Source organism: Streptomyces anulatus (genome assembly GCF_000721175.1).
GTDB lineage: Bacteria > Actinomycetota > Actinomycetes > Streptomycetales > Streptomycetaceae > Streptomyces > Streptomyces anulatus_C.
This window is the reverse complement of the sequence record NZ_JOEZ01000022.1, coordinates 1-24,442: the sequence shown is the minus strand read 5'-3', so window position 1 is coordinate 24,442 and position 24,442 is coordinate 1. Positions and strand designations below refer to the sequence as shown.

The following is a 24,442-nucleotide window of genomic DNA, read 5'->3' as shown; positions in this document are numbered from 1 at the left end:
GCTACGTTCCCTCGAAAGCCCGACGGACTGGCCGATGTGGCGGGGAGGGACGCGTGAGACGTATGACGGCACGGCCCGCGAACGCGCATCAGGCGCGGCTGCTCCGACTGCTGCGCGACGGGGGCCCCAACTCCCGTGCGCAACTGGGTGATCAGGTCGAGCTCTCGCGCTCGAAGCTCGCCGTCGAGGTGGACCGGCTGCTGGAGACCGGCCTGGTGGTGGCCGACGGACTCGCCGCATCGCGCGGCGGGCGCCGCTCGCACAACATCCGGCTCGCTCCCGAACTGCGTTTCCTCGGGGTCGACATCGGTGCCACCTCGATCGACGTGGCCGTCACCAACGCGGAGCTGGAGGTACTGGGACACCTCAACCACCCGATGGACGTGCGTGAGGGCCCCGTCGCCGTCTTCGAGCAGGTCCTGTCGATGGCCGCCAAACTGCGGGCCTCCGGGCTCGCCGAGGCCTTCGACGGCGCGGGCATCGGGGTCCCCGGCCCCGTCCGCTTCCCCGAGGGCGTGCCGGTCGCGCCGCCGATCATGCCCGGCTGGGACGGGTTCCCGGTCCGCGAGGCGCTCAGCCAGGAGCTGGGCTGCCCCGTCATGGTCGACAACGACGTGAACCTCATGGCGATGGGGGAGCAGCACGCGGGCGTCGCCCGATCCGTGGGCGACTTCCTCTGCGTCAAGATCGGAACGGGCATCGGCTGCGGCATCGTCGTCGGCGGTGAGGTCTACCGCGGCACGACCGGCAGTGCCGGGGACATCGGCCACATCCAGGTGGAACCGGACGGCCGGGCCTGCGCCTGCGGCAACCGGGGCTGCCTGGAAGCCCACTTCAGCGGCGCCGCCCTCGCCCGGGACGCGGAGGACGCGGCCCGGGAGGGCCGCTCGCCCGAGCTCGCCGCCCGGCTGGAGGCGGTGGGACGCCTCACCGCCGTCGATGTGGCGGCCGCCGCCGCTGCCGGGGACGCCGCCGCGCTCGACCTGATCCGCGAAGGAGGCAACCGGGCCGGGCAGGTCATCGCCGGCCTCGTCAGCTTCTTCAATCCCGGTCTGGTGGTGATCGGCGGCGGGGTCACCGGTCTCGGTCACAACCTCCTCGCCAGTGTCCGCACCCAGGTCTACAAGCAGTCCCTTCCCCTGGCCACCGGCAATCTCCCCATCGTGCTGGGCGAGTTGGGGCCCGTCGCCGGAGTGATCGGCGCGGCCCGGCTCATCAGCGACCACCTCTTCTCGCCGGCCTGACCCCGGGCCGTACGCACCACCGTATGTAGTCAGCATGCAGTCAGCGCGACTCGCTATTCGTCAGGTACTCGTCAGGTATCAGCTCCTCAGGTACTAGTCAGCAGCCGTCCGCGGTGCCGCCGGCTCCACGGCACCTCCAGCCCTGCGCCCTGTCCGCTCACCGGCCCTCCCCGGCCCCTCGGCACCGCCCGAGCAGGGGAGACCCCATTCGCCGAGGGGATTCGTCATGGCACCAGAACCACCCCTGCTCACCATGTCCGGCATCACCAAGCTCTTCCCGGGCGTCCGCGCCCTGGACGGCGTCGACCTGGAAGTCCAGGCCGGCGAGGTCCACTGCCTCCTCGGCCAGAACGGTGCGGGCAAGTCCACCCTGATCAAGGTGCTCGCCGGAGCCCACCAGCCCGACGACGGCGAGATCACCTGGCGCGGCGAAACCGTCCAGCTCAAGTCGCCGATCGCGGCCATGCGCCTGGGCATCGCCACCATCTACCAGGAACTCGACCTGGTCGAGGGTCTTTCGGTCGCCGAGAACGTCTTCCTCGGCCACGAGCCGACCAGTGCGGGCTTCATCGTCCGTACGGGGGAGGGGCGTGCGGCCGCGAAAGCGCTGCTGGCCCGCCTCGGTCATCCGGAGATCGACCCCGCCCGGCACGTCGGAGACCTCTCCGCCGCCCAGCAGCAGATCGTCTCCATGGCGCGGGCGCTCTCCCACGACGTCCGGCTCATCGTGATGGACGAGCCCTCCGCCGCCCTCGACCCGGACGAGGTCGACAACCTCTTCCGGATCGTCGACAGCCTCACCGCCGACGGGGTGGCCGTCGTCTACATCTCGCACCGCCTCGAGGAGATCCGCCGCGTCGGCGACCGGGTCACCGTCGTCAAGGACGGCCGGACCGTCGCCGTCGGGCTTCCCGCCGCCGACACCCCCACCCGCGACATCGTTGCCATGATGACCGGCCGGGACGTCGCCTATGTCTTCCCGCCGCGCCCGCAGCAGCCGGCCGCCGCCACCGCGGAACCTGTGCTCCGGGTCCAAGGCCTCTCTCGCAAGGGCGAGTTCGCCCCCGTCGACCTCGAACTGCGGCCCGGCGAGATCGTCGGCCTGGCCGGACTCGTCGGCTCGGGCCGCTCGGAGATCCTGGAGACGATCTACGGAGCCCGCAAGGCGAGCACCGGGACCGTCACCGTCGCCGGCAAGCAGCTCCGCCCCGGCAGCGTGCGCGCCGCCGTCGCCGCCGGTATCGGCCTCGCCCCCGAGGAACGCAAGGCGCAGGCCCTGCTGATGACCGAGTCGGTGACCCGCAACGTCTCCGTCTCCTCCCTCTCCCGCTTCGCCCGGATCGGCTGGATCGACCGGGGCGGCGAACGGAAGGCGGCGCAGGACGCCACCCGCGAGCTGCAGATGCGCCCCGACAACCCCGACGCCGCCGTCCGCACCCTCTCCGGCGGAAACCAGCAGAAAGCCGTCCTCGCCCGCTGGCTGCTGCGCGGCTGCCGGGTCCTGCTGCTGGACGAACCCACCCGTGGCGTCGACGTCGGCGCGCGCGCCGAGCTCTACGCCGTGATCCGCCGGCTGGCCGACGAAGGCCTCGCCGTTCTGCTCGTCTCCAGCGAAGTGCCCGAAGTCCTGGGCCTCGCCGACCGGGTGCTGGTCCTCCGCGAGGGCGAAGTGGTCCACACGGCCCCCGCCCAGGAGCTCGACGAGCACCGCGTACTCGACCTCGTGATGGAAGGGAGCCCGACGCCATGACACAGCCCGCCCCGTCGGCGCAGCACAACGGGCCGGACAAGGGAGCCCTCACGGGCCCCTCCGGCGCGCCGCCCTCGAAGTCGGGCGGCGGCAGGCCGGCCCTCGGTCTGCGGCCGGACGTCCGGATCCTGTCCCTGCTCGGCGTTCTCGCGGCCCTGATCCTGGTCGGAGGCATCACCGAACCGGACGCCTTCCTGGACACCGGGAACCTCCAGCTGATCCTGACTCAGGCCTCCGTCATCGGTGTCGTCACCGTCGGCATGACCTTCGTCATCATCAGCGGCGGAATCGACCTCTCCGTCGGCGCGATGGTCGCCCTCGCCTCGGTGTGGGCGACGACCCTGGCCACCCAGGAGTACGGCTTCGCGGGCATCGCGTTCACCGCGGTGATCGTCGGCCTCGCCGCCGGACTCGTGAACGGCGTCCTCATCGCGTACGGGGGGATGGTCCCGTTCATCGCGACGCTGGCCATGCTCGCCTCGGCCCGCGGACTCGCCCTCCAGATCACCGACGGCAAGACCCAGATCGTCACCGTCGATTCGGTCCTGGACCTCGGCCTGCCGGATTCCTACATCCTCGGGATCCCGCCGCTGGTCATCATGTTCGCGGTGGTCACCGTCGTCGGATGGCTGATCCTCAACCGGACCACCTTCGGCCGCCGCACCGTCGCCGTCGGCGGCAACGCGGAGGCCGCCCGGCTCGCCGGGATCGACGTCCGTCGCCAGCGTCTGTACCTCTACCTGCTGTCCGGGCTGTGCTGCGGCATCGCCGCCTTCATGCTGATCGTGCTCGCCGGCTCCGGCCAGAACACCAACGGCAACCTGTACGAGCTCGACGCCATCGCCGCCGCGATCATCGGCGGGACCCTGCTCAGCGGCGGCCGGGGCACCATCGTCGGCTCCGTGCTCGGCGTCCTGATCTTCACCACGATCACCAACCTCTTCGCGCTCAACAACCTCCAGAGCGACGTCCAGCAGATCGCCAAGGGCGCCATCATCGTCGCCGCCGTCCTCGTCCAGCGCCGGACCATGCGCGGCCGGGAGACCTGAACAGTCCGAGCGCCCCGAGCGCCCCGAGCACCATCGGCACCTGAACGACCCCCCGCACCCGCACCTCGTAGCACCCATCGGATGAAGGGTCAGACCGTCATGCCAGAAACCAGCCGCAGAGGGCTGCTGTTCGGAACCGCCGCCGTCTCCGCGGGCGCGCTCCTCACCGCCTGTACCAGCAACGAGCCCAAGAAGACCGAGCCCGCCGGCAACAGCGCCCCCGCCGACGACAAGCCGGGCAAGGCCGTCACCATCGGCTTCGCGGGGCCGCAGGCCGACCACGGCTGGCTCAACGCGATCAACGTGAACGCCAAGTCCCGGGCGGAGACGTACTCCGACGTCACCCTGGAGATCACCGAGGGCTCCAACGACACCGCCGCCCAGATCGGCCAGGTCAAGACCCTCATCAACAAGAAGGTCAACGTCCTCGTCGTCCTTCCCGCCGACGGCAAGGCGCTCACCCAGGTCGGCCTGGAAGCGATGAGGGCGGGCATCCCCGTCGTCAACCTGGACCGCATCTTCGCCTCACCGCAGGCGTACCGCTGCTGGGTCGGCGGCGACAACTACGGTATGGGCCTCAACGCCGGGCACTACATCGGCGAGCAGCTCAAGGACAAGCCGAACGCCAAGGTCGTCGAACTCGCCGGGATCGACAACCTGGAGCTGACCAAGCAGCGCAGCCAGGGCTTCGCCGACGCCCTCGAGAACTACTCCAACATCAAGCTGGTGGCCCGCCAGGCCGCCGAGTTCACCGTCGAGTCGGGCCAGGCCAAGATGGCTCAACTCCTGCAGGCGCAGAAGCAGTTCGACGCCCTGTGGAACCACGACGACGACCAGGGCGTCGGCGCGCTCCGTGCCATCGAGCAGGCGGGCCGCGACGAGTTCATCATGGTCGGCGGCGCCGGCGCCAAGTCCGCGATGGACGCCATCAAGGCCGACGACTCGGTCATCAAGGCGACCGTCCTCTACCCGCCGACGATGGCCGCCTCCGCGATCGACCTGGCGCGGGCCCTGGGCCAGAGCAAGGGCGTCAGCGGCCTCTCCGAGATGGAGATCCCGACCTCCCTGACCCTGTACTCCGCGGTCGTGACGAAGGACAACATCGACCAGTACCTGCCGACGGGCTTCAACTGACCGGGACTCCGGGGGGTGCGGCGAGCGCATCCCCCGGCCCGTTACCGCACACCGATGAGGAGGAAGTCCGCATGGCCCGTAGTCAAGAGACGGAAACGCAAGCCCCAGCACCCTCGCCGCGGCAGGCGCCGGGAACGCTCGGGGTCGGCATGGTCGGATACGCGTTCATGGGCGCCGCCCACTCCCAGGGGTGGCGCACCGCGGGACACGTCTTCGACCTGCCCCTGCGGCCCGCTCTCGCCGCGATCTGCGGACGCGACCGGGCGGCGGTCGACGCCGCCGCCGCCCGGCACGGCTGGGCCGCGGCGGAGACCGACTGGCGGGCCCTGATCGCCCGGGACGACGTCCAGCTGATCGACATCTGCACCCCGGGCGACAGTCATGCGGAGATCGCCATCGCCGCCCTGGAGGCGGGCAAGCACGTGCTGTGCGAGAAGCCGCTCGCCAACTCCGTCGCCGAGGCGGAGGCGATGGTCCGCGCCGCCGAAGCGGCCGCCGCCCGCGGGCAGGTGGCGATCGTGGGCTTCAACTACCGCAAGGTGCCCGCGATCTCCTTCGCCCGGCAGCTCATCGCCGAGGGCCGGCTCGGCCCCCTGCGCCATGTGCGGGCCACCTACCTCCAGGACTGGCTGGTGGACCCGGCGTCCCCGCTCACCTGGCGGCTCAGGCGCGAGCGCGCCGGATCCGGCGCGCTCGGGGACCTCGGCGCGCACATCGTCGACCTCGCCCAGTACCTGTCTGGCGAGTTGCTCACCGGCGTGTCGGCCGTGTCCGAGACCTTCGTACGCGAGAGGCCCCTGCTCGCCGGGGCGTCGGCGGGGCTCTCCGGCAGCGCCGACACGGTGGAGCGGGGCGAGGTGACCGTCGACGACGCGGCGGTCTTCACCGGCCGCCTCGCCTCCGGCGCACTGGCCTCCTTCGAGGCGACCCGGATGGCGGCGGGACGCAAGAACGCCCTGCGGCTGGAGATCAACGGGGAGCTGGGCTCGCTCGCCTTCGACCTGGAGCGGCTCAACGAACTGTCCTTCCACGACCACACCGAACCGGCCGCCACGGCCGGCTTCCGCCGCATCCTCGTCACCGAGCCGGACCACCCCTACCTGGAGGCCTGGTGGCCGCCGGGCCACGCCCTCGGCTACGAGCACACCTTCGTCCACCAGGCCCGCGACGTGGTGGATCACCCCGGTACATCCGGTATCGGGGCGACCCTCCGCCTTGCGATCGCACGCACCAGACGCCGCCGAGCCCGCCCTCCGGGCGGACGGCGCTACTTACGAAACACGCCCTAGGAGGCAGTCGCCCATGCCCCGACCCTTCACCCTCTTCACCGGCCAGTGGGCCGACCTTCCGCTGGAGGAGGTCTGCCGGCACGCCCGGGACTTCGGCTACGACGGACTCGAACTCGCCTGCTGGGGAGACCACTTCGAGGTCGACAAGGCGCTGGCCGACCCCGGGTACCTGGACACCAGGCACCAACTGCTCGACAGGTACGGGCTGAAGTGCTTCGCGATCTCCAACCACCTGGTCGGCCAGGCCGTCTGCGACAACCCGATCGACGAACGCCACCAGGGCATCCTGCCCGCCCGCATCTGGGGCGACGGCGAGCCCGAGGGCGTACGGCAGCGCGCCGCCGCCGAGGTCGCGGACACCGCCAGGGCCGCCGCCGCCTTCGGGGTGGACACCGTCATCGGGTTCACCGGCTCCTCGATCTGGCACCTCGTCGCGATGTTCCCGCCCGTCCCGCCGCACATGATCGAGCGGGGCTACGAGGACTTCGCCGAGCGCTGGAACCCGGTCCTGGACGTCTTCGACGCCGAGGGGGTGCGCTTCGCCCACGAGGTGCACCCGAGCGAGATCGCGTACGACTACTGGACCACCGGGCGCGCCCTCGAAGCGGTGGACCACCGGCCCGCGTTCGGGCTGAACTTCGACCCGAGCCACTTCGTCTGGCAGGACCTCGACCCGGTCGGCTTCCTCTACGACTTCCGTGACCGGATCTACCACGTGGACTGCAAGGAGGCCCGCAAGCGCCTCGACGGCCGCAACGGCCGGCTCGGCTCGCACCTGCCCTGGGGCGACCCCCGGCGCGGCTGGGACTTCGTCTCCGCGGGCCACGGTGACGTGCCCTGGGAGGACGTCTTCCGGATGCTCCGGTCCATCGGCTACGAGGGTCCCATCTCCGTGGAGTGGGAGGACGCCGGAATGGACCGGCTGACCGGCGCGCCGGAAGCGCTTGCCAGCCTCAGGCGGTTCGACTTCGACCCGCCGTCGGCCTCCTTCGACGCGGCCTTCGGCGGCGGCGAGTAGCACGGACGATCAAGCCCCGGGGGCGTCGGCCGAACGACGGGCCCACCCCCGGGGGCTGCTTCGCCCTGCCCGGAATCCTCTTTGTCCTGGCGGAAGCAGAAGTTCGACCTGGCTGTCGCACGAGGGCTTTCCGTCGAGGACGAACAGGTCTACCGTCCATTTCGTGTACACGACATGACTCGCGTCACCGGGGTCGCTCCCGGCTCCGGTGGCGCACGCGCGGCAGTCCCCGCGCGGCACGGCACGGCTACACCCGCCCGTACAACCGGCACTTTCCGGAGGACCTACGTGCACAGAACCAGAAAGCGGCTCCTGGCCCGGACCCGCGTCGCCAAAACACTCGCGCTGTTCACCGGCGGCCTGCTCGCCGCCGCGACCCTGACACTCGGCTCCGCACCCGGAGCCGCCGCCCACCCGGGCCATCCCGGGCACGAGGAGCCCGTGGCGGAGGACTTCCAGCAAGTCACCCTCGCCAAGGGCGCCGAGGAGACCGGCGAGCCCATGTCGCTCGCCGTCCTCCCGGACCGCAGCGTGCTGCACACCTCGCGCAGCGGCGAGCTGCGGATCACCGACAGCGCAGGCAACACCCGGATCTCCGGCACCCTCCCCGTGTACACGCACGACGAGGAAGGCCTCCAAGGCGTCGGCGTCGACCCCGACTTCGCCGAGAACCGGGCGATCTACCTCTTCTACGCGCCCCCGATGGACACCCCTGCCGGCGACGCCCCCGAGACCGGAACGGCCGCCGACTTCGCGAAGTTCGAGGGCGTCAACCGGCTCTCCCGCTTCGTCCTCGACGAGGACGGCACCCTCGACACCGCCAGTGAGAAGAAGGTACTTGACGTCGCCACCTCGCGCGGCACGTGCTGCCACGTCGGCGGTGACATCGACTTCGACGCCGAGGGCAACCTCTACCTCTCCACCGGCGACGACACCAACCCCTTCGCCTCCGACGGTTTCACCCCGATCGACGAACGCCCCGACCGCAACCCGGCGTTCGACGCCCGCCGTACCTCGGGCAACACCAACGACCTGCGCGGGAAGATCCTGCGCATCAAGGTCGCCGAGGACGGCTCGTACACCATCCCGGAGGGGAACCTCTTCGCGCCCGGGACGGACAGGACACGCCCCGAGATCTACGCGATGGGCTTCCGCAACCCGTTCCGCTTCTCCGTCGACCAGGCCACCGGCACCGTGTACGTCGGCGACTACGGCCCCGACGCGGGCGCGGCCGACCCCGAGCGCGGACCCGCCGGCAAGGTCGAGTTCGCCCGGGTGACGAAGGCCGCCAACTTCGGCTGGCCCTTCTGCGTCGGCGACAACGAGCCGTACATCGACTACGACTTCGCCACCAAGGCCTCGGGCGCCGCCTTCGACTGCGCCGCCCCGAAGAACGAGTCCCCGCACAACACCGGACTCGTCGACCTGCCGCCGGCCGAGGCCGCGTGGATTCCGTACGACGGCGGCTCGGTGCCCGATTTCGGCACCGGCTCCGAGTCCCCGATGGGCGGACCCGTCTACCGCTACGACGCGGACCTCGACTCCCCGGTGAAGTTCCCCGAGGCCTACGACGGCGACTTCTTCGCCGGTGAGTTCGGACGTCAGTGGATCAAGCGCATCGAGCAGGACGCCGACGGCGGCGTCCAGTCCATCAACGACGTGCCGTGGTCCGGTACCCAGATCATGGACATGGCCTTCGGCCCGGACGGGGCGCTGTACGTCCTCGACTACGGCCTCGCCTGGTTCGGCGGCGACGAGAACTCCGCGCTCTACCGCATCGAGAACGCCACCGGAGGCCGCTCGCCCATCGCCGAGGCCTCGGCGAACAAGACCTCCGGCACCGCACCCCTGAAGGTGAGGTTCTCCTCCGCCGGCACGGCGGACGGCGACGGCGACCCGCTCACCTACTCCTGGGACTTCGGTGACGGCGGCACCTCCACCGCCGCCGACCCGACGTACACGTACAAGAAGAACGGAACCTACACCGCCACCCTCACCGCCGAGGACCCGACCGGCCGCACCGGTGCGGCCAGCGTCCACGTGACCGTCGGCAACACCGCCCCGACCGTGGAGCTGGTGCTCCCCGAGGACGGGCAGCTCTTCGCGTTCGGTGACGCCGTGCCGTTCAAGGTGAACGTCAGCGACCCGGAGGACGGGACCATCGACTGCACCGAGGTCGAGGTCAAGTTCACCCTGGGCCACGACAGCCACGGCCACGACATCACCACCGAGCACGGCTGCGAGGGCACCATCAAGACCGCCATGGAAGGCGGCCACGACCCCAACGCCAACATCTACGGAGGCATTTCGGCTTCGTACACCGACAACGGCGGTGGCGGCCAGGCCGAGCTGACCGGCAAGGACGCCTCCCGGCTCCAGCCCAAGCACCGGCAGGCCGAGCACTTCGACGACTCCTCCGGCGTCACCACCCCGAGCAAGTCCAGCGCGCACGGCGGGAAGACCGTCGGCGACATCCACAACGACGACTGGATCTCCTTCAAGACGTACGTCCTGGGCGGCACCACCAAACTCACCGCCCGCGTCTCGTCGGCCGGCTCCGGCGGCTTCCTCGAAGTGCGAACCGGATCGCCCACCGGCAAGATCCTCGGCTCGGGTCCCGTCCCGGTGACCGGAAGCTGGGACACCTTCCAGGACATCGACATCCCGCTGCGCGGAGCACCCAGGAAGCAGACGGAACTCTTCCTCGTCTTCAAGGGCGGCGACGGAGCGCTCTACGACGTCGACGACTTCGAACTGTCCAACACCCCGGTCGACAAGACCGCCAAGCGCGTCCTGGTCTTCTCCAAGACCGCCGGCTTCCGCCACGACTCGATCCCCGCGGGTGTCGAGGCCCTGAAGCAGATCGGCAAGGACACCAACATCACCGTCGACTCCACCGAGTCCGCAGCCCAGTTCACCACCAGCAACCTGGCCCGCTACGACGCCGTCGCGTTCCTCTCCACCACCGGTGACGTCCTCGACGCCGAGCAGCAGAAGGCGTTCGAGAACTACGTCGCCACCGGCGGCGGTTACGTCGGCATCCACGCCGCCGCCGACACCGAGTACGACTGGGAGTTCTACGGCGGCCTCGTCGGCGCCTACTTCGACTCCCACCCGCAGATCCAGCCCGCCACCATCCGCGTCGAGGACCACGACCACCCCGCGACCGCCCATCTCGAGGACGAGTGGCAGCGCACCGACGAGTGGTACAACTACGGCACCAACCCCCGGGACAAGGCCAAGGTCCTCGCCACACTCGACGAGACCACCTACACCGGCGGGAACATGAAGGGCGATCACCCGATCTCCTGGTGCCAGACCTACGAGGGCGGCCGCTCCTTCTACACCGGTCTCGGCCACACCAAGGAGTCCTACGCCGAGCCGGAGTTCCGCGGCCACCTGCTGGGCGGCCTGCGCTACGCCACCGGTCAGGTCAAGGCCGACTGCAAGCCGGACAAGGACTACCGGCCGATCTTCAACGGCGAGACGCTGGAGGGGTGGAAGCAGGCGGGCCCGGGGAAGTTCTCCATCAGTGACGGCGCCCTGCACTCCGAGGGCGGCATGGGCCTGCTCACCTACCAGGCCAAGGAGCTGAAGTCGTACTCGCTGAAGCTCGACTGGAAGATGTCCGGCGACGACAACTCCGGCATCTTCGTGGGCTTCCCGGAGTCCGACGACCCCTGGTCGGCGGTCAACAACGGGTACGAGATCCAGATCGACGCCACCGACGCCGCCGACCGCACCACCGGCGCCGTCTACACCTTCAAGTCCGCCGACATCAAGGCCCGTGACCGCGTCCTGCGGCCGCCGGGCCAGTGGAACAGCTACGAGATCAAGGTCCAGGGCGAACGTCTGCAGATCTTCCTCAACGGAGCGAAGATCAACGACTTCACCAACACCGACCCGGCCCGCAGTCTGAAGGACGGCTACATCGGCCTCCAGAACCACGGAGCCGACGACCAGGTGTCCTTCCGCGACATCCAACTGAAGGAGCTGCCCTCGAAGTAGGGCGGCCGGCTCTGCCGACGACGGGTGGGGGAAGCACACACCTTCCCCCGCCCGTCGTCCTCCACCCCCGACATCCCTCCAGGGAGGCAGCCCGTGACCGCACACGCCGATCGTGAAGGCCGCATCGACGCCCCAGGCCGCATCGACGCCCCGCGCCCGTCGGAGGCTCCCGGCCCCGCGGGCACCGCGAGCCGTACCGGTGTCTGGTTCATCGGAGCACGCGGCTCCGTGGCGACCACCGCCACCGCGGGCTGCGCCGCCATCGCCGCGGGCCTGCACCCGCCGACCGGCATGGTCACCGAGACGCCCCCCTTCGCCGACAGCGGTCTGCCCGCCCTGACCAGCCTGGTCTTCGGCGGCCACGACACCCTCGACTGCCCGCTGTCCAAGCGGGCCGAGGTGCTGGCCGACGGCGGCGTGCTGCCGCACGGACTGCCCTCCGCCGTACGCGCCGAACTCGACACCGCCGACGCCGAGATCCGCCCCGGCGGACCGCTCCCCGGCGACACCCGCAGCGACCAGGAACTCATCGCCGCGTTCGCCGCCGACCTCACCGACTTCGCCCACCGCCACGACCTGGCCCGCACCGTCGTCGTCAACGTCGCCTCCACCGAACCCGCGCCCGCGCCCGACGACCCCCGGCTGCCCGCCAGCTCGCTCTACGCGGCCGCCGCCCTCAGGGCCGGCTGCGCCTACGCCAACTTCACCCCGTCCACCGGCCTGCGCACCCCCGCGCTCACCGACATCGTCGCCCTCAGCGGACTTCCCCACGCCGGACGCGACGGCAAGACCGGCCAGACGCTGCTCCGTTCCGTGCTCGCCCCGATGTTCCTCCAGCGCGCCCTCGCCGTACGGGCGTGGTCCGGGTCGAACCTGCTGGGCGGCGGGGACGGGGCGGCGCTGGCCGATCCGGCGGCCGCCGCAGCCAAGAACGCCGGCAAGGAACGCGTCCTGGCCGACACCTTCGGCACCGCCCCCGAGGGCGACGTGCACATCGACGACGTGCCCGCGATGGGGGAGTGGAAGACCGCCTGGGACCACATCGCCTTCGACGGCTTCCTCGGCTCCCGCATGATCCTCCAGACCATCTGGCAGGGCTGCGACTCGGCCCTCGCGGCCCCGCTGGTCCTGGACCTGGCACGGCTGCTCGCCCGCGCCCACGAGGCCGGGATCAGCGGCCCCCTGCCGGAGCTCGGCTTCTACTTCAAGGACCCGGACGGCGGCACCTCGGCGGCACTCGCCGAGCAGTACGCCACGTTGCTCTCCTTCGCCGAGCGGCTGCGGGCCCAGGCGTGAGGCGGCGGCCAGCCCTTCCGGCCGCGCTGGTGGCGGCCCTGCCGCTGCTCCCGGCCGGGCGGGGGGACGGTTTCGCGCTCGGCGGGCCGACCGCCGTGACCCAGGACAGCCTGTCCGGTGCGGGTGGGACTGCGCCCGCACCGGACAGGCCTGGACCGCCTCCCGCGGGCCGGAACGGCGAACGGGGTGCGGACGACGCCGGCCCGGGCCGGCCGGCCGCGGGCTCCGAACGGGACTCCGACCGGGCTGCGCCCCGGGAGCGTCTGCGGGCCTGGGCGGAACTGCTACGCGTCTCCGCCCTGTTCTCCGTGCCCGGGGACGCCCTGGCGGGCGCGGCGGCGGTGGGCCGCCGGCCCGGCCGGGGCACCGCACTGGCGATGGGTGCGTCGCTGTGCCTGTACGAGGCCGGGATGGCCCTCAACGACTGGGCCGACCGCGACGAGGACGCCGTCGACCGCCCGCACCGCCCGATCCCCTCGGGCCGCGTCAGCCCGGCGGCGGCCCTGGGAGCGGCCGGGGTACTGACCGCGGCAGGCCTCGCCCTGGCGGCCCGGGCCGGCCGCCCCGCGCTGACCGTCGCGACGGGCCTCGCCGCCACGGTCTGGGCCTACGACCTCCACCTGAAGCACACGAAGGCGGGCCCGGCGGCCATGGCGGCGGCCCGCTCCCTGGACCTGCTTCTGGGCGCGACGGCGACGGCGGCAGCGACGGGCGTGCGCGCAGCGGGCCGGAGCCGCTCGCACGACCATGTCGCCGGGGCGTCGGCGGCCGCGACGGCGACAGCGGTGCCGACGCCGGGCGCGCTGACGGCATCCCTGCCCGCGCTGCCCGCCGCCCTGGTGCTCGGGGCGCACACCTACGGCGTCACCGCCGTATCGCGCCACGAGGCGCAGGGCGGCTCCACCGGCACCCCACTCGCGGTGCTGGCCACGACGACGGCACTCGCGGCAGCGGTGCTCGGGGTGCCCCCGGGACAGGCCCCGGACCGCTCCGGTGCGACCACGGCCCAGGGCGGGGCAGGGCCGCGGGACGCGAACCGTACCGGGTGGGCCGACGCAGGCACCGGAGCGACCCCGCGGCCCGGGGCCCTTCTCGGGAGAGGGCTCCCGGGGTGGGCCACCGACCCCACCCGCCTCCTGCTGATCACGCTCACCGGCGCCTGTCTCCGTACCGCAGGGCCTCCCCTCCTGCACGCCGCACTGAACCCGTCCCCGCAGCTGACCCAGCGGGCGGTCGGCGGGGGCATCCGGGCCATGATCCCGCTCCAGGCCGCGCTCGCCGCCCGCGCCGGGGCGCCCGTCACCGGTCTCGCCGTCATGGGGCTCGTCCCCCTCGCCCGCAGCCTCGCCCGGAAGGTGAGCCTCACATGACCCTCCACCTCGGATACGGCACCAACGGGCTCACCGACCTCCGCCTCGACGACGCCCTCGGCTTGCTCGCCGACCTCGGCTACGAGGGCGTCGGCCTGACCCTCGACCACATGCACCTGGACCCCATGGCCCCGGACCTCACCGAACGCACCCGCCAGGTCCGGCGCAGGCTCACCGCCCTCGGGCTCCGGGTCACCGTGGAGACCGGCGCCCGCTATGTCCTCGACCCGCGACGCAAGCACGGCCCCTCCCTCCTCGACCCGGACCCCGACGCCCGTGCCGCCCGCACCGCGCTGCTCGTCCGCGCCGTCGACGTGGCCGCCGAACTCGGCGCGCACGCCGTCCACTGCTTCAGCGGCATCACCCCGCCCGGCACCCCGGTGGACACCGCGTGGAAACGGCTCACCGAAGCGATCGCCCCCGTCCTCGAAGCCGCCGACCGGTCCGGCATCCCCCTCGCCATCGAGCCCGAACCCGGTCACCTCCTCGCCACCCTCGCCGACTTCCACCACCTGCGCGTACTCCTCGGCGACCCGGGACCGCTCGGCCTCACCCTCGACATCGGCCACTGCCAGTGCCTGGAGGAGGCCTCGCCCGTGGAGTGCATCAAGGAGTCCGCCCCCTGGCTCCGGCACGTCCAGATCGAGGACATGCGGCGCGGCGTCCACGAGCACCTCCCGTTCGGCGACGGGGAGATCGACTTCCCGCCCGTGCTCGCCGCCCTGGCCGCCTCGGACTACCGGGGCCTCACCGTCGTCGAACTGCCCCGCCACTCCCACGCAGGCCCCGAACTGGCCCGCACGTCGCTCGACTTCCTGCGCGAGGCCATGACACGCGACGCCACATCGAGAGGCGACGCCGCGACCAAGGGAGCCGCCCCGTGCTGAAGTCCCGCAAGGAACTCGACGCCGAACTCGGCGGGGCCGCCCGCGCCTGGCTCGACGAGGCCCTCGCCGAAGCCGCCCACGACGCCGCCCGCACAGAAGCCACCCACGACGCTCCCGGGCCGGAGGCCACCGGCCCCTGCACCTCCCCGCCGTGGGAGCTGCGCTACGCGGCCGCCGGGCGGCACTGCGGACTGGAGCACGCCGACTCCGTACGCTCCCTCCTGCTCGTCGAGGCCCGCGCCTCACTGCCCTCCGTCACCCGGCTCTACGAACAGGGCACCGCCGCCGAACGCCGCGCCGTCCTGCTCACCCTGCACCGCCTCGACCTGGGCGACACCGCCGTCCCGCTCGTCGAGGACGCCCTGCGCGCCAACGACACCCGGCTGGTGTCCGCGGCCGTCGGCCCCTACGCCGCCGACCACCTGGACCCGCACGCCTGGCGGCACGCCGTACTGAAGTGCCTGTTCACCGAGGTGCCGGTGGCGGCCGTCGCCCGGCTCTCCCACCGGGCCCGGGGCGACGCCGAACTCGCCCGCATGCTCGGCGACCTCGCCGCCGAACGCACCGCGGCCGGCCGCACCGTCCCCGAAGACCTGCGCACGGTCCTCGCCCTCACCGCCCCGGCCGAGGGCGCCCAGCAAGCCCCGCCGACCGCGGCTCCCGCAGCCCCCGCCCCCACGGAGGAGTCCTGATGCGCATCTTCGACCCCCACATCCACATGACCTCCCGCACCACCGACGACTACCGGGCGATGTACGACGCGGGGGTCCGCGCGCTCGTCGAGCCCTCCTTCTGGCTCGGCCAGCCCCGCACCTCGCCCGCCAGCTTCTTCGACTACTTCGACGCGCTCCTCGGCTGGGAGCCCTTCCGCGCCTCGCAGTACGGCATCGCCCACCACTGCACGCTCGCCCTCAACCCGAAGGAGGCGAACGACCCCCGCTGCACCCCCGTCCTGGACGCGCTGCCCCGCTACCTCGTGAAGGACTCCGTCGTCGCCGTCGGCGAGATCGGCTACGACTCCATGACCCCGGCCGAGGACCACGCGCTGGCCGCCCAGCTCCAGCTCGCCGCCGACCACGGGCTGCCCGCCCTCGTCCACACCCCGCACCGCGACAAGCTCGCCGGTCTGCACCGCACGATCGACGTCATCCGCGAATCGAACCTCCCCCCGGAGGACGTCCTCCTCGATCACCTCAACGAGACAACCGTGAAGGCGGCCACCGACAGCGGCTGCTGGGCCGGATTCTCCATCTACCCGGACACCAAGATGGACGAGGACCGGATGGTCACCATCCTCCAGAACCACGGCACCGAGAAGATCCTCGTCAACTCGGCCGCCGACTGGGGAAAGAGCGACCCCCTCAAGACCCGTAAGGTCGCCGACGCCATGCTGAAGGCCGGGTTCACCGAGGACGACGTCGACCAGGTCCTGTGGCGCAACCCCGTCGCCTTCTACGGCCGGAGCGGCCGCCTCCAGCTGGACGTCCTGGCCCCCGATCCGCTCCACGAGGGCAACTCCATCCTGCGCGGCGGGGAGTGAGGCCATGCGCTTCCGCCACCCGGACGGCTCGACCGTCCACCTCGCCTACTGCACCAACGTCCATCCCGCCGAAACCCTGGACGGCGTCCGCGCCCAGCTCCGCGACCACTGCGAACCCGTCCGCCGCAGACTCGGCCGGGACCGGCTCGGCATAGGCCTCTGGCTCGCCCGGGACGCCGCCCGCGCCCTGATCAACGACCCCGTCGAACTCCGCGCACTGCGCGCCGACCTCGACGGCCGCGGCCTGGAAGTGGTCACCCTCAACGGCTTCCCGTACGAAGGGTTCGGCGCCGACGAGGTCAAATACCGGGTCTACCGGCCGGACTGGACCGAACCCGACCGGCTCGCCCACACCACCGACCTCGCCCGCCTCCTGGCCGCCCTGCTCCCGGACGACGCCACCGAGGGCACCATCTCCACCCTGCCGCTCGCCTGGCGCACCCCCTACGACGGCGACCCCGAGGCGGCCCGCACCGCCCTCGCCGCCCTCGCCACGCTCGCCCAGCGCCTCGACGTCCTGGCCGAACTGACCGGCAGGTCCATCCGCATCGGCCTCGAACCGGAACCGGGCTGCACGGTGGAGACCACCGCCGACGCCATCGCGCCGCTCACCGACGTCGGCCACGACCGCATCGGCATCTGCGTCGACACCTGCCACCTCGCCACCTCCTTCGAGGACGCCGGCACCGCACTCGACGCACTGGCCGCCGCAGGCGTCCGCGTCGTCAAGTCCCAGCTCTCCGCCGCCCTGCACGCCGAACACCCCCACCTGCCCGAGGTCCGCACCGCACTCGCCGCGTTCGCCGAACCGCGCTTCCTGCACCAGACGCGCACCCGCACGGCCGCCGGGCTGCGCGGCACCGATGACCTCGACGAGGCCGTCGCCGGCCGGGCGCTCCCGGACAGCACGCCCTGGCGCGCCCACTTCCACGTACCGCTGCACGCACCCCCGGCGCCCCCGCTGACCTCGACCCTGCCCGTGCTCCGCGACACGCTCACCCGGCTCGTCGGCGGACCCGTGCCCCTGACCCGCCACCTGGAGGTGGAGACGTACACCTGGCAGGCGCTGCCCGCCGAACTGCGTCCCCGCACCCGCACCCAGCTCGCCGACGGCATCGCCGCCGAACTCACCCTCGCCCGCGACCTCCTGGTCGACCTCGGCCTCAAGGAGCTGCCATGAGCGAAGACGCCGCCACCGCCCCCACCCCCCTCCTCGTCCTCGACGTCGTCGGCCTCACCCCCCAGCTCCTGGCCCATATGCCGAACCTCCGGGCCCTGGGGGAGCAGGGCGCACAGGCACCGCTCTCCACCGTCCTGCCCGCCGTCACCTGCGCCGCCCAGTCGACCTTCCTCACCGGCACGATGCCCGCCGAACACGGCATCGTCGCCAACGGCTGGTACTTCCGCGAACTCGGCGACGTCCTGCTGTGGCGCCAGCACAACGGGCTCGTCGAGGGCGACAAGCTGTGGGACGCGGCCCGCCGCGCCCACCCCGGCTACACCGTCGCCAACATCTGCTGGTGGTACGCGATGGGAGCCGACACCGACTGGACGGTCACCCCGCGCCCCGTCTACTACGCCGACGGCCGCAAGGAACCCGACTGCTACACCAGGCCCCCCGCCCTGCACGACGAACTGACCGACAAACTCGGCACGTTCCCCCTCTTCCACTTCTGGGGGCCCGGCGCCGACCTGGTCTCCTCCCAGTGGATCATCGACGCCACCCGGCACATCATCGCCACCCGCACCCCCGACCTCGCCCTCTGCTACCTGCCCCACCTGGACTACGACCTCCAGCGCTACGGCCCCGACGACCCCCGCTCCCACCGGGCCGCCACCGACCTCGACCGGGCCATGGCCCCGCTGCTGGCCGACGCCCGCGCCGAGGGACGTACCGTCGTCGCGCTCTCCGAGTACGGCATCACCCGCGTCGACCGGCCGGTCGACATCAACCGCGCCCTGCGCAGGGCGGGCCTGCTGGAGGTCCACACCCAGGACGGCATGGAATACCTGGACCCGATGACCTCCCGGGCCTTCGCCGTCGCCGACCACCAGCTCGCCCACGTCTACGTACGCCGCCCCGAGGACCTGGAGGCGACCCGGGCGGCCCTCGCGGACCTGCCCGGCATCGAGCAGCTCCTCGACGACGAGGGCAAGAAGGCGCACCACCTGGACCACCCCCGCTCCGGCGAACTGGTCGCCGTCGCGGAGAAGGACGCCTGGTTCACGTACTACTACTGGCTCGACGACGCACGCGCCCCCGACTTCGCGCAGCTCGTCGAGATCCACCGCAAGCCCGGCTACGACCCCGTCGAGCTCTTCATGGACCCCCAGGACCCCTACGTCCGGGTCAAGGCCGTCTCGGCGGTCGCCCGCAAGAAGCTCGGCCTGCGCTACCGCATGGCGGTCGTCCCCCTGGACCCCTCACCTGTTCGCGGCAGCCACGGCCGCCTCCCCGAGAGCGACGACGAAGGTCCGCTCATCCTCTGCTCCACCCCCCACGCGTTCACCGACCGGGTCAGGGCCACCGAAGTGAAGTCCCTGCTCCTCCAGCTTGCCGGACTGCACTGACATCCCCGTCACGCACCCGGCACCGCACCACTCACCCCGTCAGGTCACCAAGGGAGTCACGCGAACATGAGCCGCACCTCCAAGGACACCGGACTCGCCCGCAGACTGAGCCGCCGCAACATCCTCGGTGTCGCCGCCGGAGCCACCGCCGCCACGATCATCGGCACGGCGAGCGCCCAGGCCGACAGCCGCGACCGCGGCCAGGTACCCGGCGAGGGCCACGGGCATGACCACGGCCACGGTCACGGGCATGGCAAGGGCAGGCCCGTGCTGCCCCCCGGCCGCCTCGGCATCCAGCTCTACAGCCTCCGCGACCAGGTCTCCACCCTCGGCTTCGCCCCCGTCTTCGCCGAACTGGAGAGGTACGGCTACGACGAGATCGAGTTCGCGGGCTACACCCAGGGCTCGGCCGGCGCCATCACCCTGGCCCGGCTCAAGCGGCTGGCGCGCGACCACGGCCTCAACCCGATCGGCAGCCACGTCGGCTACTACGACGACAGCAACCCCGGCGCCTACACCTTCGCCCAGAACCTGGAGAAGGTCCTGGACGACGCCCAGGCCCTCGGCCTCAAGCACATCGGCACGGCCTCCGGCCCCTTCCGCTACGGCGACACGGTGGACGGCTGGAAGCGGGCGGCCGAGGACTTCAACACGTACGGGGCGGCCGCCCGCAAGCGCGGCATGAAGTTCTACCAGCACAACCACGCCGAGGAGTTCTCCTTCGCCACCGACAAGCCGCGCGTACGCCTCTACGACGTGCTGCTCGAAGAGACCGACCCGGACCTCGTCTACCTGGAGATGGACATCTACTGGGCGTTCTGCGCCCAGTTCCGCTTCAGCAAGCGCGTGGACGGCAGCCCGGCGCCGCTCGACCCGCTGAACTACGTCCTGAAGCACCCGGACCGCTACCCGCTGTTCCACGTCAAGGACGGCGTCCGCGACGACACGACGCGCGACGGCTACCGCATGTCGGACGTCGGCGACGGGGACATCGACTACAGGACGTTCCTGTCCGAGGTCACGCACCGGACCCATCGCGGCCGGACGTACCACCACTGGCAGACCGAGCACGACAACCCGGTCGAGTCGCTCGCCTTCGCCCGTAAGTCGAGCGAGCACCTGCACTCCCTGCGCGAGGGCCGCTGCGGCGACTGACGAGCGCACCCCGGCCCGCCGGAGTCCCTCCGGCGGGCCGGGCTACCCGATGCCCTGGCGGTCCGGAAGCAGGGCGAACGCGCGGTCGGCGGCCACCGGCACCGCGCGCTCCACGGTCTGGACGAGCAGCGCACGATGCCTGGCCAGCGCCTTCTTCCGCTCCTCGGGGGCGAACAGCAGCAGGTCGTCGAGGCCCGCCATGAGCCGGCGCGTCACCTGGGGACTCCCGGCGACACACCAGCGGATCTCCTCGAAGGCGAGGTCGACCAGGTCGTCCCACCCCGGCCCGTCCTGCACGAGGCGCACCCGCCCGGCCCGGTCACGGTGGTGGACCGTGCCGAGCGGCAGGTGCGCCACGGCCGCCAGGAACTGCACGATCCGGTCCAGGCACTGCACGGCGGTGGTCGGATCGTTCACGGACGTCGACAGGGCCCGCAACGCGATGTCCGTGAGCTGGCGCAGCCCGAACGACAGGTCCTGGTGCAGGGTGCGCTCCACCGAGACGGACACCGTGTACCGGAGCCGTCGCCGAGGCGGCACGGCCCCGCCGTGGACGGCGATGACCGGAGTCCCCGGCACCACGAAGTCGCCGATCCGCGGGATGAGCCGCAGCACGACGTCCTGCCGCCGCGCGGCCCGGACCAGCCGCGCCGTGTTCACGTCGCGCAGCACCCCGGCCCGCCCCTCGTGCATCACCCGCGCGGTCTCGGGCCCCGGCTCGTCCTCTCCTCGCGGCCCCCTCGGCATCCTGCCCAGCACCCGGAACGAGTCGCGAGCGATCTTGTCGACGACCGGCCCCACCTGCATCAGCCGCAGCGTCGCGCTCACGTAGACGACGAAGAGCAGCAGGCTCAGCCCGAGCAGCGCCAGGATGAGCAGGCTCTGCACCAGCGGGACCGAGACCACCCGGCGCGGGTCCGTCTCGCTCTCGTACGAGGAGAGCACCAGCAGCGAGCAGAGGAACGTCGCCAGGAACACCGTCAGCGTGAGCTTGCTGATCCGGCTCCTGACGAAGATCCGCACCACCCGGGGCGTCAGCTGGCCGGCGGCCATCTGCACCGCGACCAGCGAGATGCTGAACACGACCCCGATGAAGGTCATCATCGCCGAGCTGATCGTGGTGACGATCGTCTTCGTGTCCTGGGAGAACGCGATGAGCCGGCTGAGCTCGTCGTACGCCTCCTCCCGCCGGAGCAGCGTGACGATCGCCTCGTCCAGTTCGATGGCGATCAACCACAGCACGAACACGCAGACGAACCCCGTGGTCGGGGCGAACCAGAACGTGTCACGCAGATGCTCACGCAGAGGGGACAGCGGGCGGGGCCGGCGGTAGCCGCGATCACTCATGGACGCGAAGGTAGCCCCGGGACCTCCGCGGACCGGGGACGCCGAGGCCGCACCGGCCCGCCGCACCGCACTGACCACCGGATATGCGGGTGAAGGGCGCGGCGAACCCCTGGTATTGTTTTCCATGTCGCCGCGGGGAACACACCGCGAACGGCAGACACCTTGTCCGGGTGGCGGAATGGCAGACGCGCTAGCTTGAGGTGCTAGTGCCCTTTATCGGGCGTGGGGGTTCAAGTCCCCCCTCGGACACACGGGTCAACCGACCAAATGAAGCCGGTCAAAGCGACACTTTGTCGCTTTGACCGGCTTTGTTGTTGTGGTGGACGTGATCTGGCCCTCTGCGGGTTCGCAGAGGGCCAGATGTGTTTGTGCTGTTCAGGTGGGGTGTGGGGGGTGGGGTGGGTCAGGTTTCCGGGGTGGTGTCGGGGAGGTATCCGTTGGGGGTCCAGCGGTGGGGGTTCTTGAGTTTGTGGCGGTTGGAGGGGCGGCGGCGGGCGGGTTGGTTGTTGGTCTGGAGGGTGTCGAGCCAGCCGGCGAGTTTGCGGTGGTTGGCATGGGCGATCTGGAAGGCGAGGAGGAGGGACTGGGCTGCGATCCCGCGGATGCGGCGAGTGCGGGAGCGTTCGATGGCTTCTTGGTCCTTGGCGTAGCCGTTGAAGTGCTCGACGCGGTTGCGCAGGCGGAAGTAGTGGTGGACCCAGGGAGCGCGGCCATGGTCGAGTTCCTGCCAGTGGCGGATGCCGATGTCGCGGGTGAAGGTGAGTGACTCGCGGCGGCAGATTTCGGGGTGTCCTGTCGGGGTGGGGGTGATGTCGATGAGGGGCAGGCGCGGGTCGCGGCCGAGGCTTCGGCGTTTGACCGGGCAAGCGACGGTGGGGTGGGTGCCTGCTGCGGGGCAGAGCATCCTTCGCGCGCCGCGGTGGTCGGGGGCGGCTTTGGGGCGCAGGCGGTAGGAGGCGCGGGCGTCGATGCGGGCGCGCCAGGTGTTCTTGTCGATCCTTTTGTTGAGGAGGTCGGCGGTGGTGGTGGTGAGGGCTTCGGGGAGGTGGGGGCAGTACCAGGTGCCGTCGATGAGGAGGGCGCCGGCGTGGGTGCCCTGGATGCCGAGCTGGTCGATGCGGTAGTCCCAGATGGGGCGGTAGCCGAGGTCGCGGACGGGGATGTGGAAATTCTCGGGCAGGGCGGCGTTGTAGGCGCGGTCGGCGGCGAGCCAGCCGGTGGGGTAGTTGCGGCGCCGCATGTCCCGGAGTGCGGTGATGGCGTTGCCGGCGGGGTCGTGTCCGGGTTTGTGGACGGTGAAGGCGAGCACGAGGGCGGGCAGGTGCTGGCTGTGGTCGCGGGCGGCTGCCGAGGGGCTGCCGGGCGGGGCGGCGGATGTGTCGCCGGTGACGACGAGGGTGGCTTCGAAGCCGAAGAGGTAGCGCTTGGCCTTGCGGGTCTTCCCGCCGCTGCGGGTGTTGCATGCCTGCGGGGCGGTTGCAGGGTCGCGGTGGTTGCCCTCGCGGACGTACCAGGCGGCGTCGGGGTCGGTGGCGGTGTCCGGGCCGGTAGCGCTGACGCCGCGTGAGAAGGTCCGGATCGGAGTGGCGTCAACGGCGGCCGAGCCGTCCCAGAATTCTTCGATGACGGCTCTGGCCGGGGCGAGGGAGGCTTCGGCGATGCGGTTGGTGACCTCGACGAGCAGTTGGCGGCGTGCGGCGAGCTGCTCTTGGTCGGCCTGCTGCTCCAGACGCAGGGCGTCTGCGCGCGGGAGGCGGCGCTTGGGGAGTGGGGAGGGGTCCATGACCGCCTCGGCGGCGTGGAAGGCGCGCCGCACAGCCAGGTAGGCGGACTCGAAGCCGTCGGCGTTGTCGGGCCATGCGGGCAGGGCGAGTTGGGCGCGTGCGGCAGGGGTGAGCTGCTGGGCGAGGATGTCGGCGACCTCGGCCAGGACGACGCGTCCGTGGTTGCGCCAGGAGTCCAGGGTCATGGCGATGAACAGGGCCTTCAGGCTGACGGTGCGGGTGCGTCCGGCGTTGGATTTGCGGGCGCGCTGCTGTGCTTGGTGGAGCAGGGGGATGATGCCGGAGCGTTCGACGAGCTGGCGGGCGCGGGTGAAGTCGGTGGCTTTGACGTTCTGGCGGCGTTCTCGCAGCTGGTACAGCCATGGGGGTGTGCCGGTGTGGTCGTGCGGGAGTGGGCGGGGGTTGTGGGTGGGGGTCACGGCATCTCCCTGAGGACGGTGTGGGCCTGCTCGGCGCCGGTGCCTTTGAGGTAGGGCAGGAGGCGGGAGAGGGCGTGGAGCGAGTCGAGGCCGGCCGCGGCGAGCAGGACGGGCAGCGGGATGGGGATGTTCATGCGCTCGACCAGCCAGGTGGCGCGGCAGCGGCCCAGGACCAGGTGCGGTACGCGCGGGTCGCGGGCGGCGCGGTAGATGAGGTCGGTGACGGTGTTGCTGGACCGGGCGAAGCAGGCAGGCCGGAAGAGGTAGCCGGTGCCTGCGTGCCCGGCGGCCTGGGCCAGGGTGCGCTCGTAGGGGCGTGAGCAGATGATCAGGCGGGTGCGGTTTCCCCGGACTGCGAGGACGCAGGAGCCGTCTTGAAGGACGCGTACGTCGGGGCCGCGCAAAGGGATGACTTCGGTGGTGTCTAGGTGTATTGCCCTGTGAGGTTGGGGACGCGGCTGGCGGGTGGTTTGCCTGCGAGGGCGGTGTGTCCGCGGTGGTGATTGTAGGTGTGGAGCCAGCCGGGGAAGGCGTCGCGTCGTTCCTGCTCTGATTGGTAGGGGCGGGCGTAGGCCCACTCG

General features: G+C 71.6%; 18 protein-coding genes, 1 tRNA gene and 1 pseudogene. 16 read left to right on the top strand and 4 right to left on the bottom strand.

Annotated elements, in window-relative coordinates; all coding sequences use genetic code 11:
• The first annotated feature begins 62 nt into the window (after nt 1-62).
• The 15 genes from IG90_RS0125165 to IG90_RS0125095 all read left to right on the top strand — a co-directional run bounded on the left by IG90_RS0125165 (nt 63) and on the right by IG90_RS0125095 (nt 20,311).
• Nucleotides 63-1,244: an ROK family transcriptional regulator gene (locus tag IG90_RS0125165; protein WP_030588828.1), complete on the top strand. Its 1,182-nt coding sequence runs from the start codon at nt 63-65 to the stop codon at nt 1,242-1,244.
• A gap of 226 nt (nt 1,245-1,470) precedes the next feature.
• Nucleotides 1,471-2,994 (top strand): sugar ABC transporter ATP-binding protein, encoded by a 1,524-nt coding sequence (locus IG90_RS0125160; protein WP_030588825.1) that lies wholly within the window; start codon nt 1,471-1,473, stop codon nt 2,992-2,994.
• A complete protein-coding gene (locus IG90_RS0125155; protein ID WP_030588822.1) occupies nt 2,991-4,043 on the top strand; it encodes an ABC transporter permease in 1,053 nt (350 codons plus the stop codon). The genes IG90_RS0125160 and IG90_RS0125155 overlap by 4 nt, the downstream gene beginning before the upstream one ends.
• 99 nt (nt 4,044-4,142) lie before the next feature.
• Complete coding sequence (locus tag IG90_RS0125150; protein ID WP_030588819.1) at nt 4,143-5,177, top strand: substrate-binding domain-containing protein; 1,035 nt, start codon at nt 4,143-4,145, stop codon at nt 5,175-5,177.
• Nucleotides 5,178-5,248: 71 nt separating this feature from the next.
• Nucleotides 5,249-6,466, top strand: coding sequence for a Gfo/Idh/MocA family protein (locus IG90_RS0125145; protein WP_245170722.1), 1,218 nt, complete (start codon nt 5,249-5,251; stop codon nt 6,464-6,466).
• Nucleotides 6,467-6,479: 13 nt separating this feature from the next.
• Complete coding sequence (locus IG90_RS0125140; protein ID WP_030588814.1) at nt 6,480-7,484, top strand: sugar phosphate isomerase/epimerase family protein; 1,005 nt, start codon at nt 6,480-6,482, stop codon at nt 7,482-7,484.
• A gap of 288 nt (nt 7,485-7,772) precedes the next feature.
• The gene (locus IG90_RS0125135) at nt 7,773-11,492 is read left to right on the top strand and encodes a ThuA domain-containing protein (protein ID WP_030588811.1); all 3,720 of its coding nucleotides are present in this window, start codon (nt 7,773-7,775) and stop codon (nt 11,490-11,492) included.
• A gap of 93 nt (nt 11,493-11,585) precedes the next feature.
• Complete coding sequence (locus IG90_RS0125130) at nt 11,586-12,788, top strand: inositol-3-phosphate synthase (RefSeq protein ID WP_030588808.1); 1,203 nt, start codon at nt 11,586-11,588, stop codon at nt 12,786-12,788.
• Nucleotides 12,785-14,158 carry an SCO3242 family prenyltransferase gene (locus tag IG90_RS0125125; RefSeq protein ID WP_030588805.1) on the top strand — a complete coding sequence of 458 codons (1,374 nt, stop codon included), beginning with the start codon at nt 12,785-12,787 and terminating at the stop codon, nt 14,156-14,158. Before IG90_RS0125130 ends, IG90_RS0125125 begins: the two co-directional genes overlap by 4 nt.
• The gene (locus IG90_RS0125120; protein ID WP_030588803.1) at nt 14,155-15,045 is read left to right on the top strand and encodes a sugar phosphate isomerase/epimerase family protein; all 891 of its coding nucleotides are present in this window, start codon (nt 14,155-14,157) and stop codon (nt 15,043-15,045) included. Before IG90_RS0125125 ends, IG90_RS0125120 begins: the two co-directional genes overlap by 4 nt.
• On the top strand, nt 15,039-15,737 hold the full coding sequence (locus IG90_RS0125115; RefSeq protein ID WP_030588800.1) for an EboA domain-containing protein: 699 nt from the start codon (nt 15,039-15,041) through the stop codon (nt 15,735-15,737). Before IG90_RS0125120 ends, IG90_RS0125115 begins: the two co-directional genes overlap by 7 nt.
• Entirely contained in the window at nt 15,737-16,585 is an 849-nt protein-coding gene (locus IG90_RS0125110) for a TatD family hydrolase (protein ID WP_030588797.1), read from the top strand. The genes IG90_RS0125115 and IG90_RS0125110 overlap by 1 nt, the downstream gene beginning before the upstream one ends.
• A 4-nt stretch (nt 16,586-16,589) precedes the next feature.
• Complete coding sequence (gene eboE / locus IG90_RS0125105) at nt 16,590-17,765, top strand: metabolite traffic protein EboE (RefSeq protein WP_030588795.1); 1,176 nt, start codon at nt 16,590-16,592, stop codon at nt 17,763-17,765.
• Nucleotides 17,762-19,156, top strand: a complete 1,395-nt coding sequence (locus tag IG90_RS0125100; RefSeq protein WP_030588792.1) for an alkaline phosphatase family protein — start codon at nt 17,762-17,764, stop codon at nt 19,154-19,156. Before eboE ends, IG90_RS0125100 begins: the two co-directional genes overlap by 4 nt.
• Before the next feature lie 66 nt (nt 19,157-19,222).
• Nucleotides 19,223-20,311: a sugar phosphate isomerase/epimerase family protein gene (locus IG90_RS0125095; RefSeq protein ID WP_030588789.1), complete on the top strand. Its 1,089-nt coding sequence runs from the start codon at nt 19,223-19,225 to the stop codon at nt 20,309-20,311.
• Between the two features lie 42 nt (nt 20,312-20,353).
• Here IG90_RS0125095 and IG90_RS0125090 read toward each other — a convergent pair whose 3' ends face one another.
• On the bottom strand, nt 20,354-21,658 hold the full coding sequence (locus IG90_RS0125090) for a DUF2254 domain-containing protein (protein ID WP_030588786.1): 1,305 nt from the start codon (nt 21,656-21,658) through the stop codon (nt 20,354-20,356).
• 164 nt (nt 21,659-21,822) lie between these two features.
• Here IG90_RS0125090 and IG90_RS0125085 point away from each other — a divergent pair.
• Nucleotides 21,823-21,907, top strand: a tRNA-Leu gene (locus tag IG90_RS0125085).
• A gap of 154 nt (nt 21,908-22,061) precedes the next feature.
• Here IG90_RS0125085 and IG90_RS0125080 read toward each other — a convergent pair.
• From IG90_RS0125080 to IG90_RS43780, 3 genes and pseudogenes are all read right to left on the bottom strand, one after another.
• Entirely contained in the window at nt 22,062-23,861 is a 1,800-nt protein-coding gene (locus IG90_RS0125080) for a hypothetical protein (protein ID WP_051860246.1), read from the bottom strand.
• Nucleotides 23,858-24,265, bottom strand: coding sequence for a hypothetical protein (locus IG90_RS0125075; protein ID WP_051860245.1), 408 nt, complete (start codon nt 24,263-24,265; stop codon nt 23,858-23,860). Before IG90_RS0125075 ends, IG90_RS0125080 begins: the two co-directional genes overlap by 4 nt.
• Before the next feature lie 20 nt (nt 24,266-24,285).
• Nucleotides 24,286-24,442: pseudogene (locus IG90_RS43780) on the bottom strand (integrase core domain-containing protein); the annotation flags it as partial.

What these genes read in the sequence shown, in the direction of transcription:
- IG90_RS0125165 (WP_030588828.1), top strand. Translation starts at nt 63, where the DNA reads ATGACGGCACGGCCCGCGAACGCGCATCAGGCGCGGCTGCTCCGACTG.
- IG90_RS0125160 (WP_030588825.1), top strand. Translation starts at nt 1,471, where the DNA reads ATGGCACCAGAACCACCCCTGCTCACCATGTCCGGCATCACCAAGCTC.
- IG90_RS0125155 (WP_030588822.1), top strand. Translation starts at nt 2,991, where the DNA reads ATGACACAGCCCGCCCCGTCGGCGCAGCACAACGGGCCGGACAAGGGA.
- IG90_RS0125150 (WP_030588819.1), top strand. Translation starts at nt 4,143, where the DNA reads ATGCCAGAAACCAGCCGCAGAGGGCTGCTGTTCGGAACCGCCGCCGTC.
- IG90_RS0125145 (WP_245170722.1), top strand. Translation starts at nt 5,249, where the DNA reads ATGGCCCGTAGTCAAGAGACGGAAACGCAAGCCCCAGCACCCTCGCCG.
- IG90_RS0125140 (WP_030588814.1), top strand. Translation starts at nt 6,480, where the DNA reads ATGCCCCGACCCTTCACCCTCTTCACCGGCCAGTGGGCCGACCTTCCG.
- IG90_RS0125120 (WP_030588803.1), top strand. Translation starts at nt 14,155, where the DNA reads ATGACCCTCCACCTCGGATACGGCACCAACGGGCTCACCGACCTCCGC.
- IG90_RS0125110 (WP_030588797.1), top strand. Translation starts at nt 15,737, where the DNA reads ATGCGCATCTTCGACCCCCACATCCACATGACCTCCCGCACCACCGAC.
- eboE (WP_030588795.1), top strand. Translation starts at nt 16,590, where the DNA reads ATGCGCTTCCGCCACCCGGACGGCTCGACCGTCCACCTCGCCTACTGC.
- IG90_RS0125100 (WP_030588792.1), top strand. Translation starts at nt 17,762, where the DNA reads ATGAGCGAAGACGCCGCCACCGCCCCCACCCCCCTCCTCGTCCTCGAC.
- IG90_RS0125095 (WP_030588789.1), top strand. Translation starts at nt 19,223, where the DNA reads ATGAGCCGCACCTCCAAGGACACCGGACTCGCCCGCAGACTGAGCCGC.
- IG90_RS0125090 (WP_030588786.1), bottom strand. Translation starts at nt 21,658, where the DNA reads ATGAGTGATCGCGGCTACCGCCGGCCCCGCCCGCTGTCCCCTCTGCGT.